The 16,873-nt window shown below is 58.8% G+C and carries 14 protein-coding genes; 9 read left to right on the forward strand and 5 right to left on the reverse strand.

All coding sequences use genetic code 11. From position 1 onward, the window contains the following. Positions 1–1,445 precede the first annotated feature (1,445 nt). From grxD to ABDX87_RS07520, 3 genes are all read right to left on the reverse strand, one after another. Entirely contained in the window at positions 1,446–1,775 is a 330-nt protein-coding gene (gene grxD / locus ABDX87_RS07510) for a Grx4 family monothiol glutaredoxin (protein WP_074753148.1), read from the reverse strand. Between the two features lie 116 nt (positions 1,776–1,891). Then, positions 1,892–4,000, reverse strand: coding sequence for a molybdopterin oxidoreductase family protein (locus tag ABDX87_RS07515; RefSeq protein ID WP_346832311.1), 2,109 nt, complete (start codon positions 3,998–4,000; stop codon positions 1,892–1,894). Positions 4,001–4,161: 161 nt separating this feature from the next. Then, positions 4,162–4,464 (reverse strand): hypothetical protein, encoded by a 303-nt coding sequence (locus ABDX87_RS07520; RefSeq protein WP_062387999.1) that lies wholly within the window; start codon positions 4,462–4,464, stop codon positions 4,162–4,164. A 449-nt stretch (positions 4,465–4,913) separates the two neighbouring features. Between ABDX87_RS07520 and argF the strand changes: the two genes are divergently transcribed. Both argF and ABDX87_RS07530 read left to right on the forward strand, forming a co-directional pair. Next, a complete protein-coding gene (gene argF / locus ABDX87_RS07525) occupies positions 4,914–5,834 on the forward strand; it encodes an ornithine carbamoyltransferase (protein ID WP_346833451.1) in 921 nt (306 codons plus the stop codon). Further along, positions 5,831–6,910, forward strand: coding sequence for an ABC transporter ATP-binding protein (locus ABDX87_RS07530; RefSeq protein ID WP_346832312.1), 1,080 nt, complete (start codon positions 5,831–5,833; stop codon positions 6,908–6,910). The genes argF and ABDX87_RS07530 overlap by 4 nt, the downstream gene beginning before the upstream one ends. Before the next feature lie 154 nt (positions 6,911–7,064). Here the strand turns inward: ABDX87_RS07530 and ABDX87_RS07535 are convergent, their stop codons facing one another. After that, complete coding sequence (locus ABDX87_RS07535) at positions 7,065–7,853, reverse strand: PhzF family phenazine biosynthesis protein (protein WP_346832313.1); 789 nt, start codon at positions 7,851–7,853, stop codon at positions 7,065–7,067. A 100-nt stretch (positions 7,854–7,953) separates the two neighbouring features. Continuing rightward, complete coding sequence (ybaK, locus tag ABDX87_RS07540) at positions 7,954–8,424, reverse strand: Cys-tRNA(Pro) deacylase (RefSeq protein ID WP_346832314.1); 471 nt, start codon at positions 8,422–8,424, stop codon at positions 7,954–7,956. Between the two features lie 284 nt (positions 8,425–8,708). Here ybaK and glpK point away from each other — a divergent pair, with 284 nt between their 5' ends. From glpK to ABDX87_RS07575, 7 genes are all read left to right on the forward strand, one after another. After that, a complete protein-coding gene (glpK, locus tag ABDX87_RS07545) occupies positions 8,709–10,214 on the forward strand; it encodes a glycerol kinase GlpK (protein WP_346833452.1) in 1,506 nt (501 codons plus the stop codon). A 222-nt stretch (positions 10,215–10,436) separates the two neighbouring features. After that, on the forward strand, positions 10,437–11,192 hold the full coding sequence (locus ABDX87_RS07550) for a DeoR/GlpR family transcriptional regulator (RefSeq protein ID WP_037012305.1): 756 nt from the start codon (positions 10,437–10,439) through the stop codon (positions 11,190–11,192). Positions 11,193–11,525: 333 nt separating this feature from the next. Next, a complete protein-coding gene (gene glpD / locus ABDX87_RS07555; protein WP_346832315.1) occupies positions 11,526–13,064 on the forward strand; it encodes a glycerol-3-phosphate dehydrogenase in 1,539 nt (512 codons plus the stop codon). A gap of 411 nt (positions 13,065–13,475) precedes the next feature. After that, the gene (locus tag ABDX87_RS07560) at positions 13,476–14,390 is read left to right on the forward strand and encodes a glutamate/aspartate ABC transporter substrate-binding protein (protein ID WP_346832316.1); all 915 of its coding nucleotides are present in this window, start codon (positions 13,476–13,478) and stop codon (positions 14,388–14,390) included. A 121-nt stretch (positions 14,391–14,511) separates the two neighbouring features. After that, a complete protein-coding gene (locus ABDX87_RS07565) occupies positions 14,512–15,258 on the forward strand; it encodes an amino acid ABC transporter permease (RefSeq protein WP_346832317.1) in 747 nt (248 codons plus the stop codon). Further along, entirely contained in the window at positions 15,255–15,923 is a 669-nt protein-coding gene (locus tag ABDX87_RS07570) for an amino acid ABC transporter permease (protein WP_346833453.1), read from the forward strand. Before ABDX87_RS07565 ends, ABDX87_RS07570 begins: the two co-directional genes overlap by 4 nt. Beyond that, entirely contained in the window at positions 15,920–16,654 is a 735-nt protein-coding gene (locus ABDX87_RS07575) for an amino acid ABC transporter ATP-binding protein (protein WP_062388030.1), read from the forward strand. Before ABDX87_RS07570 ends, ABDX87_RS07575 begins: the two co-directional genes overlap by 4 nt. The last annotated feature ends 219 nt before the right edge of the window (positions 16,655–16,873 follow it).

A 16,873-nucleotide genomic window follows, 5' to 3' on the forward strand; every position in this document is an offset into this window, starting at 1 on the left:
GCGTTCGCGGCCGTCATAACCTCCGACTGCTCCTACAAGAGATCGGGGCAAAGGCAGGATCAGGATCTCAAACCTGACGCAGAACCTGTGGGAGCTGCTGGAGGTTACGACAGTGGCGAAAGCCGTATAACTGACACCCCAACCGTGCCTGACCCACCGCGTTCGCGGCCGTCATAACCTCCGACTGCTCCTACAAGAGATCGGGGCAAAGGCAGGATCAGGATCTCAAACCTGACGCAGAACCTGTGGGAGCTGCTGGAGGTTACGACAGTGGCGAAAGCGGTATAACTGACACCCCAACCGTGCCTGACCCACCGCGTTCGCGGCCGTCGTAACCTCCGACTGCTCCTACAAGAGATCGGGGCAAATACAGGATCAGGACTCTCAAACCTGACGCAGAACCTGTGGGAGCTGCTGGAGGTTACGACAGTGGCGAAAGCGGTGTAACTGACACCCCAACCGTGCCTGACCCACCGCGTTCGCGCCCGTCGTAACCTCCGACTGCTCCTACAAGAGATCGGGGCAAAGGCAGGATCAGGATCTCAAACCTGACGCAGAACCTGTGGGAGCTGCTGGAGGTTACGACAGTGGCGAAAGCGGTATAACTGACACCCCAACCGTGCCTGACCCACCGCGTTCGCGGCCGTCGTAACCTCCGACTGCTCCTACAAGAGATCGGGGCAAATACAGGATCAGGACTCTCAAACCTAACGCAGAACCTGTGGGAGCTGCTGGAGGTACGACAGTGGCGAAAGCCGTATAACTGCCCCCCCCAACCGTACCTGACCCACCGCGTTCGCGGCCGTCGTAACCTCCGACTGCTCCTACAAGAGATCGGGGCAAAGGCAGGATCAGGACTCTCAAACCTGACGCAGAACCTGTGGGAGCTGCTGGAGGTTACGACAGTGGCGAAAGCGGTATAACTGACACCCCAACCGTGCCTGACTCACCGCGTTCGCGGCCATCGTAACCTCCGACTGCTCCTACAAGAGATCGGGGGGAAGCCAAGATCAATGTTTGCTTTTGATCTTGATCTTTATACGAGATAGATCAGACGCCGCAGAACGCGACTTGGGTGCAGGCTGAACGCAGGCGGCGCGCAGTGGGCCGAGCGGCATGGATGCCGCGAGAGCGCCGTCAGGACATGGATGTCCGTTCGGCGCGGGCCCACGGAGCGTCGCCGAAGTGAAGGAACCTCGACGAAGTCGAGGCCAAACCAGGAGCTCAGACCCTTGGTTACTTGGGGTCTTTTCAAGTAACCCGCCGAAGGCGGAACAGGTCTGGCGTTAGCCAGAGCCCATCAGCGCCGACACAGACAACGGATATTCAAACCTCATCAGCACCAATAAAAACCAAAAAACAAAAAACCAAAAACCAAAAACCAAAAACCAAAAAAGCCCCGCCTGACTCAACACCAAGCGGGGCTTTTCGAATACCAGACTGAATCAAGCAGTAGCGTTCTTCTCAACCGCTTCCTTGACCAGCTTCTGCAGCGAACCGTCGGCATGCATCTCAACGATGATATCGCTACCGCCTACCAGCTCACCGTCCACCCACAGCTGTGGGAACGTCGGCCAGTTGGCGTACTTCGGCAGGTTGGCGCGGATCTCAGGGTTCTGCAGGATATCGACGTACGCGAACTTTTCGCCACACGCCATCAATGCCTGAGACGCCTTGGCCGAGAAGCCGCATTGTGGGGCATTCGGAGCGCCTTTCATGTAAAGCAGAACGGTGTTTTTGGCAATCTGGTCTTTGATCGTTTCGATGATATCCATGGAGCACCTCGGCTTAACTTTACGACTGTATGAGTCGACACGGTGGCGCATTGTAACGGAATCCCTAGCGTAACGCTCGGTCTTGGCTTTAATCGACCCGATAAATATGATGAGCGTCATGCCGCCGCGACAGTCACCGGCACCCCATTCAGCGCAGCGTTGCCGGACACCGCGTCCATCTGCCGTTCGTCGGTCAGGTCGTTGGCGCTTTCTCCAGGTTGATCGCGAGCGATGTCCATTTTTACGCCAGGACGCCCGTGTCCCCAACCGTGTGGAAGACTCACGACGCCCGGCATCATGTCCGTGCTGCCCATCACTTCAACTTCAATCACGCCCACCCGCGAACTCACGCGAACTCGCTGCCCATCGCTCAAACCTCGGCTGGTCAGATCCTGAGGGTTCATCAATAACTGGTGCCGTGGCTTGCCTTTGACCAGGCGGTGATAGTTATGCATCCACGAGTTGTTGCTGCGCACGTGGCGGCGCCCGATCAGTAAGAGCTCCCCGCTTTGCGGCGCGGGCAGCGTTGCGAAGCGGACGAGGTCGGCGAGGATCACCTCCGGTGCCGCCTGTATCCGCTGGTTGGCGGTACGTAGCCGTGCCGCGAGGTTAGGTTTCAGCGCTCCGAGGTCCAGGCCGTGAGAATGATCGTAGAGCGTTTCCAACGACAGCTTGAAGTCGGACGCATCCCCGTAAAGCCCGGCACGCAGACCACGATCCACGATCTGCGCCGGTGGAATCGTCGGCTTCAGTTCCCGCTCGGCTTTCGAGGCGAAGGCCTTGGCCAGCCCCACGAAAATCTCCCAGTCATGCAGCGCGCCTTCGGGTTTGGCGAGGATGGCGCGGTTGAAACGCGTGACGTTGCGCACGGCGAACATGTTGAAGGTCGTGTCGTAGTGATCATTCTCAAGCGCCGAAGTCGAGGGCAGGATCAGGTCGGCGTGGCGCGTGGTTTCGTTGATGTAGAGATCGATGCTGACCATGAACTCCAGCCCCTCCAGCGCCTGATCGAGGCGACGACCGTTAGGCGTGGATAACACGGGGTTACCGGCGACCGTCACCAACGCCCTCACCTGCCCTTCGCCCTCGGTCAGCATCTCTTCTGCCAGGGCCGAGACTGGCAATTCACCGCCGTACTCCGGCAGCCCGGATACGCGACTCTGCCAGCGATTGAATCCGCCCCCTGAGGTGGAAGCCACCAGGTCCAGCGCAGGCTCCGTGCACAAGGCCCCGCCGACGCGGTCGAGGTTGCCCGTGACCAGGTTGATCAATTGCACCAGCCAGTGGCAAACCGTGCCGAATGCCTGGGTGGAAATGCCCATGCGCCCGTAACACACCGCACTATTGGCGCCCGCAAAGTCTCTGGCCAGCTGTCGAATCTGCTCAGCCGGGACGCCGCAGCGCTGGCTCATGGCGTCGGCATCCATAGGCGCAACGGCGGCGCGCACTTCCTCCAGGCCATCGACAGGCAAGTGGGTCTCACGGGTCAGCCCTTCTGCGAAGAGTGTGTGCAACACGCCAAACAACAGCGCGGCATCGCCGCCGGGACGGATGAAGAGATGCTGGTCGGCGATGGAAGCGGTCTCGCTGCGACGTGGATCGACCACCACCACCTTGCCGCCGCGGGCCTGAATGGCCTTCAAGCGCTTCTCGACGTCAGGCACGGTCATGATGCTGCCGTTGGACGCGAGCGGGTTGCCGCCCAGGATCAACATGAAATCGGTGTGATCGATGTCGGCGATGGGCAGCAGCAGGCCGTGGCCGTACATGAGGTAGCTGGTCAAATGATGGGGCAATTGATCAACCGATGTCGCGGAAAAGCGATTGCGGGTCTTGAGCAAACCGAGAAAGTAATTGCTATGGGTCATCAACCCATAGTTGTGCACGCTGGGATTGCCCTGGTACACGGCGACGGCGTTTTGCCCATGACGTTGCTGGATGTCATGGAAACGTTCGGCAACCAGCTCGAAGGCCGCTTCCCATTCGATAGGCCGCCACTCATCACCGACACGGCGCATGGGCTGACGCAGACGATCAGGGTCGTTCTGAATGTCTTGCAGCGCCACCGCTTTGGGACAGATATGCCCTCGACTGAACGTGTCCTGCGCATCGCCCTTGATCGAACTGATACGCACCGACGCGTCGTCTTCGCGTGTGGTTTCGATAGTCAGGCCGCAAATGGCCTCACACAAGTGACAAGCACGGTGGTGGAGAGTCTTGGTCATCGCCAGTCTCATATTCTTGTATGGCGATCAGCGTGATCGCGGAAACAAAACTATGGAGCCTGGCACGGCACTTCGCCAGAAACGTCAGTGCCGTGAATCGGACAGCATCAGGCGAGCCGATAGCTCACCCGAGCGAAAAGGAGGGACTCACATGAAAAGACTCAGGAAGCGGAACCGCCAATAGGCGTGACCACTTTGCGCTGCATCTGAATCTCGTGAACGGTTTCGACTTGTTCCTGTGACACTTGAACGCCGGTGAGCTCCCCGATCAAACGCCAATGGTCATCCAGCCCAGCACTGATGGTCGCCATGCGATCGATCATCCGGCGACCTGCCGAGCGTGTCACCTCGTCTTCACTGCGCATCAGCTCGAACGACATCGATGTCATGGAAGCGGTGAGGTGCGTGAGGGTGCGAGCCGTGAGCCCGAGCAGTTCCGTCAGTTGTTTCTCTTTTGAATCCATTCCCCACCCCTTTTGGAGGACATAAGCAGCCTTTATAACCCACGCCAGTGCATTAGGAAACGTCCGGGTTTCCGCGGCGTGAAGCATGTCGCATAAGGTTCTGAAGCAATTTGAAACTGTTACAGAATCGGCAGTAATTGCCACCGTGCGACGCGACGATGTAAAACGACGACCGACTTGCCGAGCGAAGATGGCTAAGTGCCTCTGCGTGTACATAACTGTAGCACTTCGTTACATGAAAAGCGTACTGAGCGCGGCACTTTCAGGCGACCGGATGTCTGACGAACACTTTCCCTAACCGCGGCACTTGGCACGAGGCGACATTTTCTTATACCCTCGCGCCTTCCCTATTCGTCGCCCCGTGCGGCTTTTGCCGCAGGTCTCGCCCGTTTTCCCGATAAAACCCGGCTTTGAGGATCTGCGGTCTGTTGCAGACAAGGTAGTTAATGATGAGCGCAAGGCACTTTCTCTCGATGATGGATTACACGCCGGATGAGCTCGTCGGCATGATTCGTCGCGGCATTGAGCTGAAGGACCTGCGAAATCGAGGTGTGCTCTTCGAGCCGCTGAGAGGCCGTGTGCTGGCGATGATCTTCGAGAAATCTTCGACTCGTACCCGTGTTTCGTTCGAAGCCGGCATGATTCAACTGGGTGGTCAGGCTATTTTTCTGTCGCCTCGTGACACCCAACTGGGCCGCGGCGAGCCTATTGCCGACGGTGCACGCGTGATGTCGCGCATGGTCGACGCGGTCATGATCCGTACTTTCGCGCACAGCAATCTCACCGAGTTCGCCGCCAATTCCCGCGTGCCGGTCATCAACGGTCTGTCGGACGACTTGCATCCCTGCCAACTGCTGGCGGACATGCAAACCTTCCTGGAGCACCGGGGTTCGATCAAAGGCAAGACCGTGGCCTGGATCGGCGACGGCAACAATATGTGCAACAGCTATATAGAAGCGGCAATCCAGTTCGACTTCCAGCTGCGTGTTGCCTGCCCCGAAGGCTACGAACCCAGTCCACACTTCATGGCCCTGGCCGGTGATCGCGTCACGCTGACCCGGGACCCGCGCGAAGCGGTAAAAGGCGCACACCTGATCAGCACCGACGTCTGGACCTCCATGGGCCAGGAAGAAGAAACCGCCAAGCGGATCGCCCTCTTCAAACCTTTCCAGGTCACCCGCGCCTTGCTGGACCTGGCCGCCGACGATGCCTTGTTCATGCACTGCCTGCCCGCTCACCGTGGCGAGGAAATCAGTGAAGACCTGCTCGACGATGCCCGTTCGGTCGCATGGGATCAGGCAGAAAACCGCCTGCACGCGCAGAAGGCGCTGCTGGAGTTTCTTGTGGCGCCCGCCTACCAACCCGCGTGAGTGATTCCATGCTGCTGAAGCTGAGCAACCTCGCCTGCGGCTATCAGGATCAGCGGGTGGTGCAGAACCTGAATCTGCACCTCAACGCGGGCGATATCGGTTGCCTGCTGGGCTCCTCGGGCTGCGGCAAAACCACGACACTGCGCGCCATTGCCGGCTTCGAGCCGGTGCATGAAGGCGAAATCGTGCTGGCCGGGGACGTGATCTCCAAACCCGGTTTTACCCTGGCCCCGGAAAAGCGCCGGATCGGCATGGTGTTTCAGGATTACGCGCTGTTCCCGCACTTGACGGTTGCCGACAACATCGCGTTCGGCATCCGCAATCACCCTCGCCTGACACAGGTGGTCAGCGAAATGCTGGAGCTGGTCAATCTCGGGTCGCTGGGCAAACGTCACCCTCACGAACTCTCCGGAGGGCAGCAGCAACGCGTCGCGCTGGCCCGCGCCCTGGCGCCTGAGCCGCAACTGCTGTTACTCGACGAACCCTTCTCCAACCTCGATGGTGAACTTCGTCGGCGCTTGAGCCATGAGGTCCGCGACATCCTGAAAGCGCGTGGCACCAGCGCGATCCTGGTGACACACGATCAGGAAGAAGCCTTCGCCGTCAGCGATCACGTAGGGGTCTTCAAAGAGGGGCGGCTTGAGCAGTGGGACACGCCTTACAACCTCTATCACGAACCTGCCACGCCTTACGTCGCCAGTTTCGTCGGTCAGGGCTATTTCATTAGGGGTCAGCTGATCGATAGCGAGTCCGTGCAAACCGAACTGGGCGTGCTGCGTGGCAACCGGGCCTATCGGGGCGTGCGCGGCATGCCGATGGATGTGCTGTTGCGTCCCGACGATATCGTTCATGCCCCGGACAGCGCGTTGAAAGCCCGGGTCGCGAGCAAGACCTTTCAGGGCGCAGCGACGCTGTATCGCCTGCAACTGCCGACCGGCACCCTGCTGGAAGCACTGTTCCCGAGCCATGCGGATTTTGGCGTCGGGGAAGACGTCGGCATTCGAGTGTCAGCCGAGCATCTGGTGCTGTTTCCGGCGGTCGGTAGCGTGCCGGTGCATCAGGATGTTGCGATCTGACATGCACTTGCTCTGATGAATTGAAATGCGACCCTGTGGGAGTGAGCGTGCTCACGAAGAGGTCAGTCCATCCGCCGCATGTTCTGGCGATACAACGCACTCTTCGTGAGCGAGCTCACTCCCACAAGTCATGTGTCTTGGCGAAAAGTGTACGTCACCCCAACCTTAACGTCCCACTCGCCACCAGCGCCGCGTATCCGCCGATCTTCACTCTGTCCCCTTCCAGGCGGCAAAACAGCTCGCCCCCGCGCGCCGAACACTGATAAGCCGTCAGGCTGAACTTGTTCAATCGGCCTGACCAGTAAGGAATCAGGCTGCAATGGGTCGAGCCGGTCACCGGATCTTCCGGGATGCCGATCGCCGGGGCGAAATACCGGGACACGAAGTCGTAGCGTTCGCCATCGCCCTTGGCGGTGACGATCACACCAGGCCAGGGCAGCCGGGCAATCGCAGCGAAATCGGGTTTGCATTCCCGAACCGCCTGTTCGGACTCCAGCACCACTAGAAGCTCCGCAGACCCGAGCACATCAACGATATCGGTTCCCAGCGCACGCTCAACGTCCACCGTGACGCCCACTTCGCTGGGAGGCATCGCCGGGAAATCCAGCAGCAAGCGTCCGTTTTCCCGCGTCACACTCAAAGGGCCGGATTTGCCCACGAAGTCTATGGTGTCGGCCGTTTCGCCATAGACCTCAAACAGGACGTGGGCGCTGGCCAGCGTGGCGTGGCCGCACAACGGCACTTCGTGGGTCGGCGTGAACCAGCGAATATGCCAACCTTGGGCTTCACGCACCACGAAGGCGGTTTCCGACAGGTTGTGTTCGGTCGCAATGTGTTGCATCAGCTCATCCGACAGCCAGGCATCGAGGCGATAGACCATCGCAGGATTGCCCGCGAACAACCGATCGCTGAAAGCGTCGACCTGATGAAATTCAAGCTGCATGGACGGCGTCCCCAATCGTTGAGTCTGGCAGCGCCCTACCCTGGTCGCTGCAACGGGTTACTGCGTGAAGGCTTGAGGCATTGCTGACGATGCCCGCGGATCATTCACGGCCAATCTGCGCAAATGTCGCCTGGGTGTGGTGTGCAAGTACCGCGGCCGACAGCTCAACCTCAAGCCCGCGTCGACCAGCGCTGACATAAATGGTCGCGAACGGTTGAGCGGTCTCATCAATGAACGTCCGCAGCCTTTTCTTCTGCCCCAACGGGCTGATGCCACCCAGCAAATAACCGGTGGCACGCTGTGCCGCGGCCGGGTCCGCCATTTCTGCCTTCTTGGCGCCAGCGGCATGGGCCAGCGCCTTGAGATCCAGCGATCCCACCACGGGAACGACCGCGACCAGCAGCTCGCCCTTCTCCGTGCTGGCCAACAATGTCTTGAACACTTGAGCCGGTGGCAGATTCAGTTTTTCTGCGGCTTCCAGACCGTAGGAAGCGGCTTTGGGATCGTGCTCGTAGCTGTGTATACGGTGTTCGGCGCGAACCTTTTTCAATAAATCCAATGCGGGGGTCATGCAGCACTCCAGACGACCGGGAGGTTTCTTGTTCGGTGCCGTTACTTTAGGCCATCCGCCTTCGAAACGCCTTAGGCAGATAGGGCGGCGAGCCTTAAAAATCAGCGGGGGTGTAAATCTCACCCCGGTTCGCTTTCGACCTTTGACAAGGTTCGTTTACGTCTATATTTTTTCGAATACGAATATTCGGCCATCAATGTCACTGCCAACCGCGCACTGCACGCGAATTCGCACGTAAACTGATGGCAGTTCCCGGATACCCGCTTTATCACCAGGCCACCGACATGACCGACAACGACAACAAGAATTACATCATCGCCCTCGATCAAGGTACGACCAGCTCTCGCGCCATCATTTTCGACCGCGACGCCAACGTGGTGAGCACTGCCCAGAGCGAGTTCGTTCAGCATTACCCGCAGCCTGGCTGGGTCGAACACGACCCGATGGAGATCTTCGCCACCCAGACGGCCTGCATGACCAAAGTCCTGGCCCAGGCCAACCTGCATCACAACCAGATCGCAGCCATCGGCATCACCAACCAGCGTGAGACCACGGTGGTGTGGGAAAAGGACAGCGGCCGCCCGATTTACAACGCGGTGGTCTGGCAATGCCGACGCAGCACCGAAATCTGCCAGCAGCTCAAGCGCGATGGTCTTGAGGACTACATCAAGGACACCACGGGCCTGGTCATCGACCCGTACTTTTCCGGCAGCAAACTGAAGTGGATTCTTGACCATGTCGAAGGCAGCCGTGAGCGCGCCCGCCGTGGCGAACTCTTGTTCGGCACGGTCGATAGCTGGCTGATCTGGAAATTCACCGGCGGCAAGGTGCATGTCACTGACTACACCAACGCCTCGCGCACCATGATGTTCAACATCCATACCCTGGAGTGGGATCAGCGGATGCTGGACGTGCTGGACGTTCCCCGGGAAATGCTGCCCGAGGTCAAATCCTCCTCCGAAGTCTACGGTCACAGCAAAAGCGGCATCGCTATCGCGGGCATCGCCGGCGACCAGCAATCGGCGCTGTTCGGCCAGATGTGTGTGGAGCCGGGCCAGGCGAAAAACACCTACGGCACCGGCTGTTTCCTGCTGATGAACACCGGCAAGAAAGCCGTCAAATCCAACCACGGCTTGCTCACCACCATCGGCTGCGGCCCGCGCGGCGAAGTGGCTTACGCGCTGGAAGGCGCGGTCTTCAATGGCGGCTCGACCGTGCAGTGGCTGCGAGACGAGTTGAAAATCGTCAATGACTCGATGGACACCGAGTATTTCGCGACCAAGGTGAAAAACAGCAACGGCGTTTATCTGGTCCCGGCATTTACCGGCCTGGGTGCGCCCTACTGGGACCCTTATGCGCGCGGCGCCTTGTTCGGGCTGACCCGCGGCGTGAAGGTCGATCACATCATTCGTGCTGCGCTGGAATCCATCGCTTATCAGACCCGTGACGTACTGGACGCGATGCAGCAAGACGCAGGCGAACCCCTGAAAGCCTTGCGCGTGGACGGTGGCGCGGTGGCGAACAACTTCCTGATGCAGTTCCAGGCGGACATCCTCGGCACGCCGGTGGAACGTCCGAAAATGCGTGAAACCACGGCGTTGGGCGCTGCCTACCTGGCGGGTCTGGCCATCGGTTTCTGGAGCGGTCTGGACGAGTTGAAGGACAAAGCGGTCATCGAGCGAAAGTTCGAGCCGCAGTGCGACGATGCGGAAAAGGAAAAACTGTATGCGGGCTGGCGCAAGGCCGTGGACCGTACCCGCGACTGGGAGCCACACGAAGACGCGGAGTAACCTGCCACACCGCGACTCAACTGCTGGACCTGTTGAACGGTGGGAGCGAATTCATTCGCGATGCTGTGGTACATCCGATATACCTCTATCGAATCTACTGGCCTCTCGCAAATAAATTCGCTTCCACAGGTTTTGGGCGCCCTGACCCTTGAGATTCTTTTTCCGGCTGACAGGTAATGGCTGCCTGCGGCATCATGGGCGCCCTTGCCCGAAGGAAAAAAAATGAATCTGCCACCCCGTCAACAGCAGATCCTCGAGCTGGTCCGTGAGCGCGGCTACGTCAGCATCGAAGAAATGGCCCAATTGTTTGTCGTGACGCCGCAAACCATCCGGCGCGACATCAACCAGCTGGCGGAAATGAACCTGCTGCGTCGGTATCATGGCGGCGCCGCCTACGACTCCAGCATCGAGAACACCGCGTACGCCATGCGTGCCGACCAGATGCGCGACGAAAAGCAGCGCATCGCCGAAGCCATTGCCGCGCAGATCCCCGATCACGCCTCGCTGTTCATCAACATCGGCACCACCACCGAATCGATTGCGCGCGCCCTGCTCAACCATAACCACCTGAAGATCATCACCAACAACCTCCACGTGGCGTCGATCCTCAGCGGCAAGGACGACTTCGAAGTGTTGCTGGCCGGTGGCAATGTTCGTCGCGACGGCGGCGTGGTGGGTCAGGCGAGCGTGGATTTCATCACACAGTTCAAAGTCGACTTTGCGCTGGTGGGTATCAGCGGGATCGACGAAGACGGCAGCCTGCTGGACTTCGACTATCAGGAAGTGCGCGTTTCTCAGGCCATCATTGCCAATGCCCGCCAGGTGATCCTGGCAGCCGACTCCAGCAAGTTCGGCCGTAACGCCATGGTCCGCTTGGGCCCGATCACCCTGATCGACTGCCTGGTGACCGATCAGGCGCCGGTTCCTGCATTGGCGCAACTGCTGACGCAGAACAAGATTCGTCTGGAAGTGGTTTAAACATCCCGTCGCGTTTGCGCTCTCACCTTGTGAGAGCGAGTTCATTCGCGAAAATTTTCCAGACGACACAATGGATAGCGAAGATTCCGGCGTCTCGCGAATGAATTAGCTCCCACAGGTCTGGCGCCCGTCAGCCTTCTCACGCCCACCGCCCTCCTACCATGTTCGTTTTTGTTCTTTTCCTGCGCCTCCCATCAGTATTTTCAATCAATACCGAGTGGCCGGGTGCTCGTTATTGCGTTACTATTTTCGGAAATGAACATAAATGTTCGAATTCGCCTTTAGCGAATGCCTTTGCATTCAGGCGTGATCGAATTCAGACAGGAGGCCCCGATGGCCCATTCCAGCTTGCCCACCCCGCCCCTTTCCGAGGTCTATGACATCGCCGTCATCGGTGGTGGCATCAACGGTGTCGGGATCGCGGCGGATGCATCGGGGCGCGGTCTGTCGGTGTTCCTTTGCGAAAAGGACGACCTGGCCAGCCACACCTCCTCCGCCAGCAGTAAGCTGATCCACGGCGGCCTGCGCTACCTCGAACACTATGAATTCCGTCTCGTGCGCGAAGCCTTGGCCGAACGTGAAGTGCTGCTGGAAAAAGCGCCACACATTGTCAAGCCGATGCGTTTCGTATTGCCTCACCGTCCGCATCTGCGTCCTGCGTGGATGATCCGCGCGGGCCTGTTTCTGTATGACCATCTGGGCAAACGCGAAAAACTGCCGGCATCGAAAAACCTGCGGTTCGGCGCTGACAGCCCACTGAACAGCTCGATCACGCGCGGTTTCGAATACTCGGATTGCTGGGTCGACGACGCACGTCTTGTCGTGCTCAACGCCATGGCCGCCCGCGAGAAAGGCGCACACATCCACACCCAGACACGCTGCCTGAGCGCTCGCCGCAGCGGCGGGTTGTGGCACCTGAACATGGAACGCGCCGACGGCAGCCTGTTTTCGATCCGCGCCAAGGCACTGGTCAACGCCGCAGGCCCTTGGGTCGCCAAGTTCATTCGCGAAGACCTGAAACTGGAATCGCAGTACGGCATCCGCCTGATCCAGGGCAGCCACCTGATCGTGCCGAAACTGTACGAAGGTGAGAACGCGTTCATTCTGCAGAACGAAGACCAGCGAATCGTTTTCGCCATTCCGTATCTGGAACGCTTCACCATCATCGGTACCACCGACCGCGAATACACCGGCGATCCTGCAAAAGTGGCGATTACCGAAGGTGAAACCGATTACCTGCTGAAGATCGTCAACGAACATTTCAAGAAGCAGCTCAGCCGCGACGACATCATCCGCACGTATTCGGGTGTGCGTCCGCTTTGCAACGATGAGTCGGACAACCCGTCGGCAATCACTCGCGACTACACCTTGTCGCTATCAGGCAGTGCCGAGGAAGCCCCGATCCTGTCGGTCTTCGGCGGCAAGCTGACGACGTACCGCAAGCTGGCTGAATCAGCAATGCAGCAGCTCGCACCGTTCTTCACTCAGATGAAGCCAAGCTGGACTGCCAAGGCGAGTCTGCCGGGCGGTGAGAACATGACCACACCGGCCGCACTGGCCGCGGAGCTGCAACAGCGCTGCAACTGGCTGAGCGCAGACATCGCCAACCGCTGGGCAATTACCTACGGCTCGCGCAGCTGGCGGATCGTTGAAGGCGTGCAAGGCGTGTCGGACATGGGCGAACATCTTGGTGGCGGCCTTTACAGTCGCGAAGTGGATTACCTGTGCAGCCAGGAGTGGGCGACCAAGGCTGAAGACATTCTGTGGCGCCGGACCAAGCTGGGCCTGTTCACTACGGATGCGGAACAGCAGAATGTGCAGGCGTACCTCGACAAGGTGGCGCGTAATAAAGGCGCTATAGAAGCCGCCTGAGTCACCCACCCTCTTTCAATCGAGGCACCTCTGTGGGAGCGAGATTGCTCGCGAAGGCTTTAGATCAGACGCTGTATATGCGTGATCAGCAATGGCCCCTTCGCGAGCAAGCTCGCTCCCACAGGATTTTTACCGACCCGCCCACCTTCCATTCGGATTTCCGAACACCCATCCCTAACGTATTCGGTATCCCGGACACGAAATTCCCGCTGCGCCCTCCCTACTTAAAAAATACCTATAAATTTCAATCGCTTGCCTAGTGTCACGTGCTTGGCATGACTCATGCTCTACACTCATTCACGATTGCTCCGATGTAGCGTGCCGCCTGTCTGGGCCGCCGTTGAAGCGTTCTGAAACGATAGGGCCGTCCAACACCGGACCCATAAAAAAAACAATGTCGAGGATTAACAGATGCGCATCGTTCCCCATATTCTGGGCGCAGCCATTGCTGCCGCTTTGATCACCACCCCGGTTTTCGCCGCCGAATTGACCGGCACTCTGAAGAAAATCAAAGAGTCTGGCGTCATTACTCTCGGGCACCGCGACTCGTCTATTCCGTTTTCCTACATCGCTGACGCTTCCGGCGTTCCCGTTGGCTACTCCGCTGACATCCAGCTGAAAATCGTGGAAGCGATCAAAAAAGACCTGGGCATGCCCGACCTTAAGGTCAAGTACAACCTGGTCACCTCCCAGACCCGTATCCCGCTGGTTCAAAACGGCACCGTTGACGTTGAATGCGGTTCGACCACCAACAACGCCGAGCGCGCCCAGCAAGTCGACTTCTCTGTCGGTATCTTCGAAATCGGTACGCGTCTGCTGACCAAGGCAGACTCCCAGTACAAAGACTTCGATGACCTCAAAGGCAAGAACGTCGTAACCACCGCCGGCACCACGTCCGAGCGCATCCTCAAGTCCATGAACGCCGACAAGCAAATGGGCATGAACGTCATTTCCGCCAAAGACCACGGCGAGTCCTTCCAGATGCTGGAATCGGGCCGCGCTGTTGCGTTCATGATGGACGACGCCTTGCTGGCCGGCGAAATGGCCAAGGCCAAGAAGCCAACCGACTGGCACGTGACCGGCACCGCGCAATCCAACGAAATCTATGGCTGCATGGTTCGCAAGGACGACGCGCCATTCAAGAAAGCCGTGGATGACGCCATCGTCGCTACCTACAAATCCGGCGAGATCAACAAGATCTACGACAAGTGGTTCACCCAGCCGATTCCTCCAAAAGGCCTGAACCTGATGTTCCCGATGAGCGAAGAGCTCAAAGCGCTGATCGCCAACCCGAACGACAAGCCGGCGCCGGACAAGAAGGCCTGAGTCCTTCACCGCAGATCATAAAAACGTAAAAAAGCCTGATTCCCGGGAAAGCCCATGGGTTTTCCCGGGAGCCGCTACCAAGCGTATGCGTGCATAACGATCGATCAGAGGGGAGACCCTGATGAATTACAACTGGGACTGGGGCGTGTTCTTCAAGTCCACCGGCGTCGGCAGCGAGACCTATCTGGACTGGTACATTTCCGGTCTGGGATGGACCATCGCGATTGCCGTGACCGCCTGGATCATCGCGTTACTCCTGGGCTCGGTGCTCGGGGTCATGCGCACGGTGCCTAACCGCATCGTTTCTTCCATTGCCACGGTCTACGTGGAAATATTCCGTAATGTGCCGCTGCTGGTTCAGCTGTTCATCTGGTACTTCCTGGTACCCGATCTGCTGCCTGAAAACCTGCAGGAGTGGTACAAGCAAGACCTCAACCCGACCACCTCGGCGTTTCTGAGCGTCGTCGTGTGCCTGGGTCTGTTCACCGCCGCGCGGGTGTGCGAACAAGTGCGCACCGGTATCCAGGCGCTGCCGCCCGGCCAGGAATCCGCCGCGCGCGCCATGGGGTTCAAACTGCCGCAGATCTACTGGAACGTGCTGCTGCCGCAGGCGTACCGGATCATCATTCCGCCGCTCACCTCCGAGTTCCTCAACGTGTTCAAGAACTCGTCCGTGGCGTCGCTGATCGGCCTGATGGAGCTGCTCGCGCAGACCAAACAGACCGCCGAGTTTTCCGCGAACCTGTTCGAAGCCTTCACCCTTGCCACGCTGATCTACTTCACCCTGAACATGAGCCTGATGCTGCTCATGCGTGTGATCGAGAAGAAAGTCGCGGTGCCGGGCCTGATCTCCGTGGGAGGTAAATAATGGACTTCTCTGGCGTCATTCCCGCTATCCCAGGCATGTGGAACGGCATGGTCATGACCTTGCAACTGATGGTCATGGGCATCGTCGGCGGCCTCATCATCGGCACGATCCTGGCCCTGATGCGCCTGTCATCGAACAAGCTGCTGTCGCGTCTGGCCGGTGCCTACGTCAACTACTTCCGTTCGATCCCGCTGCTGCTGGTCATCACCTGGTTCTACCTGGCCGTGCCGTTCGTGCTGCGCTGGATCACCGGACAAGACACCCCGATCGGTGCGTTCACCTCGTGCGTCGTGGCGTTCATGATGTTCGAGGCCGCGTACTTCTGTGAAATCGTCCGTGCCGGTGTGCAGTCGATCTCCCGCGGCCAGATGGGTGCCGCTCAGGCGCTGGGCATGACCTACGGGCAGATGATGCGCCTGATCATCCTCCCGCAGGCGTTCCGCAAGATGACCCCGCTGCTGTTGCAGCAGAGCATCATCCTGTTTCAGGACACCTCGCTGGTTTACACGGTCGGTCTGGTGGACTTCCTCAACTCGGCCCGCTCCAGTGGCGACATCATTGGTCGTTCCAATGAGTTCCTGATCGTCGCGGGTCTGGTGTACTTCACGATCAGCTTTGTCGCTTCGCGTCTGGTCAAGCTCATGCAGAAAAGGTTAGCCGTATGATTTCCATCAAAAATATCAACAAGTGGTATGGGGACTTCCAGGTGCTGACCGATTGCAGCACCGAGGTCAAGAAAGGCGAAGTGATCGTGGTGTGCGGACCTTCGGGTTCGGGCAAGTCGACCCTGATCAAGTGCGTGAACGCGCTGGAGCCATTTCAGAAAGGCGACATCGTGGTCGACGGCACCTCCATCGCCGACCCCAAAACCAATCTGCCGAAACTGCGTTCGCGCGTCGGCATGGTGTTCCAGCACTTCGAGCTGTTTCCTCACCTGACCATTACCGAGAACCTGACCATCGCGCAGATCAAGGTACTGGGCCGAAGCAAGGAAGAGGCCACCAAGAAAGGCCTTCAACTGCTCGAGCGCGTAGGCCTGTCGGCGCATGCCCACAAGCATCCCGGTCAACTGTCCGGTGGCCAGCAGCAACGTGTGGCGATTGCCCGCGCACTTGCAATGGACCCGGTGGTCATGCTGTTCGACGAACCCACTTCCGCGCTTGACCCGGAAATGGTCAACGAAGTGCTCGACGTGATGGTGCAACTGGCCCACGAAGGCATGACCATGATGTGCGTCACCCACGAAATGGGCTTCGCCCGCAAAGTGGCGGACCGCGTGATCTTCATGGACAAAGGCCAGATCGTCGAAGACTGCGCCAAGGAAGAGTTTTTCGGTGACGTCAACGCACGCTCCGAACGTGCCCAGCACTTCCTCAACAAAATCCTGCAACATTGAAGGATCTTTTCGAAAAGTCGGCGAGCGAAGGTCAGGCAAGGCAAAAACAGGCGAGCAAGTGGAGTTGAGGCACCTCAATGAGCATTGCCAGCCTGTTTTTAACACCGCATGGCTGAGCGCAGCCACTTTTAGTGAGAGACAATGCCCCACAAGGGCAAAAAAACCCTCCCGCCGCTCGTGTCGACATCAACGACACGAGCGGCTGGTCGGTCCAGGACG

It is taken from the genome of Pseudomonas abietaniphila, assembly GCF_039697315.1.
Taxonomy (GTDB): Bacteria; Pseudomonadota; Gammaproteobacteria; order Pseudomonadales; family Pseudomonadaceae; genus Aquipseudomonas; species Aquipseudomonas abietaniphila_B.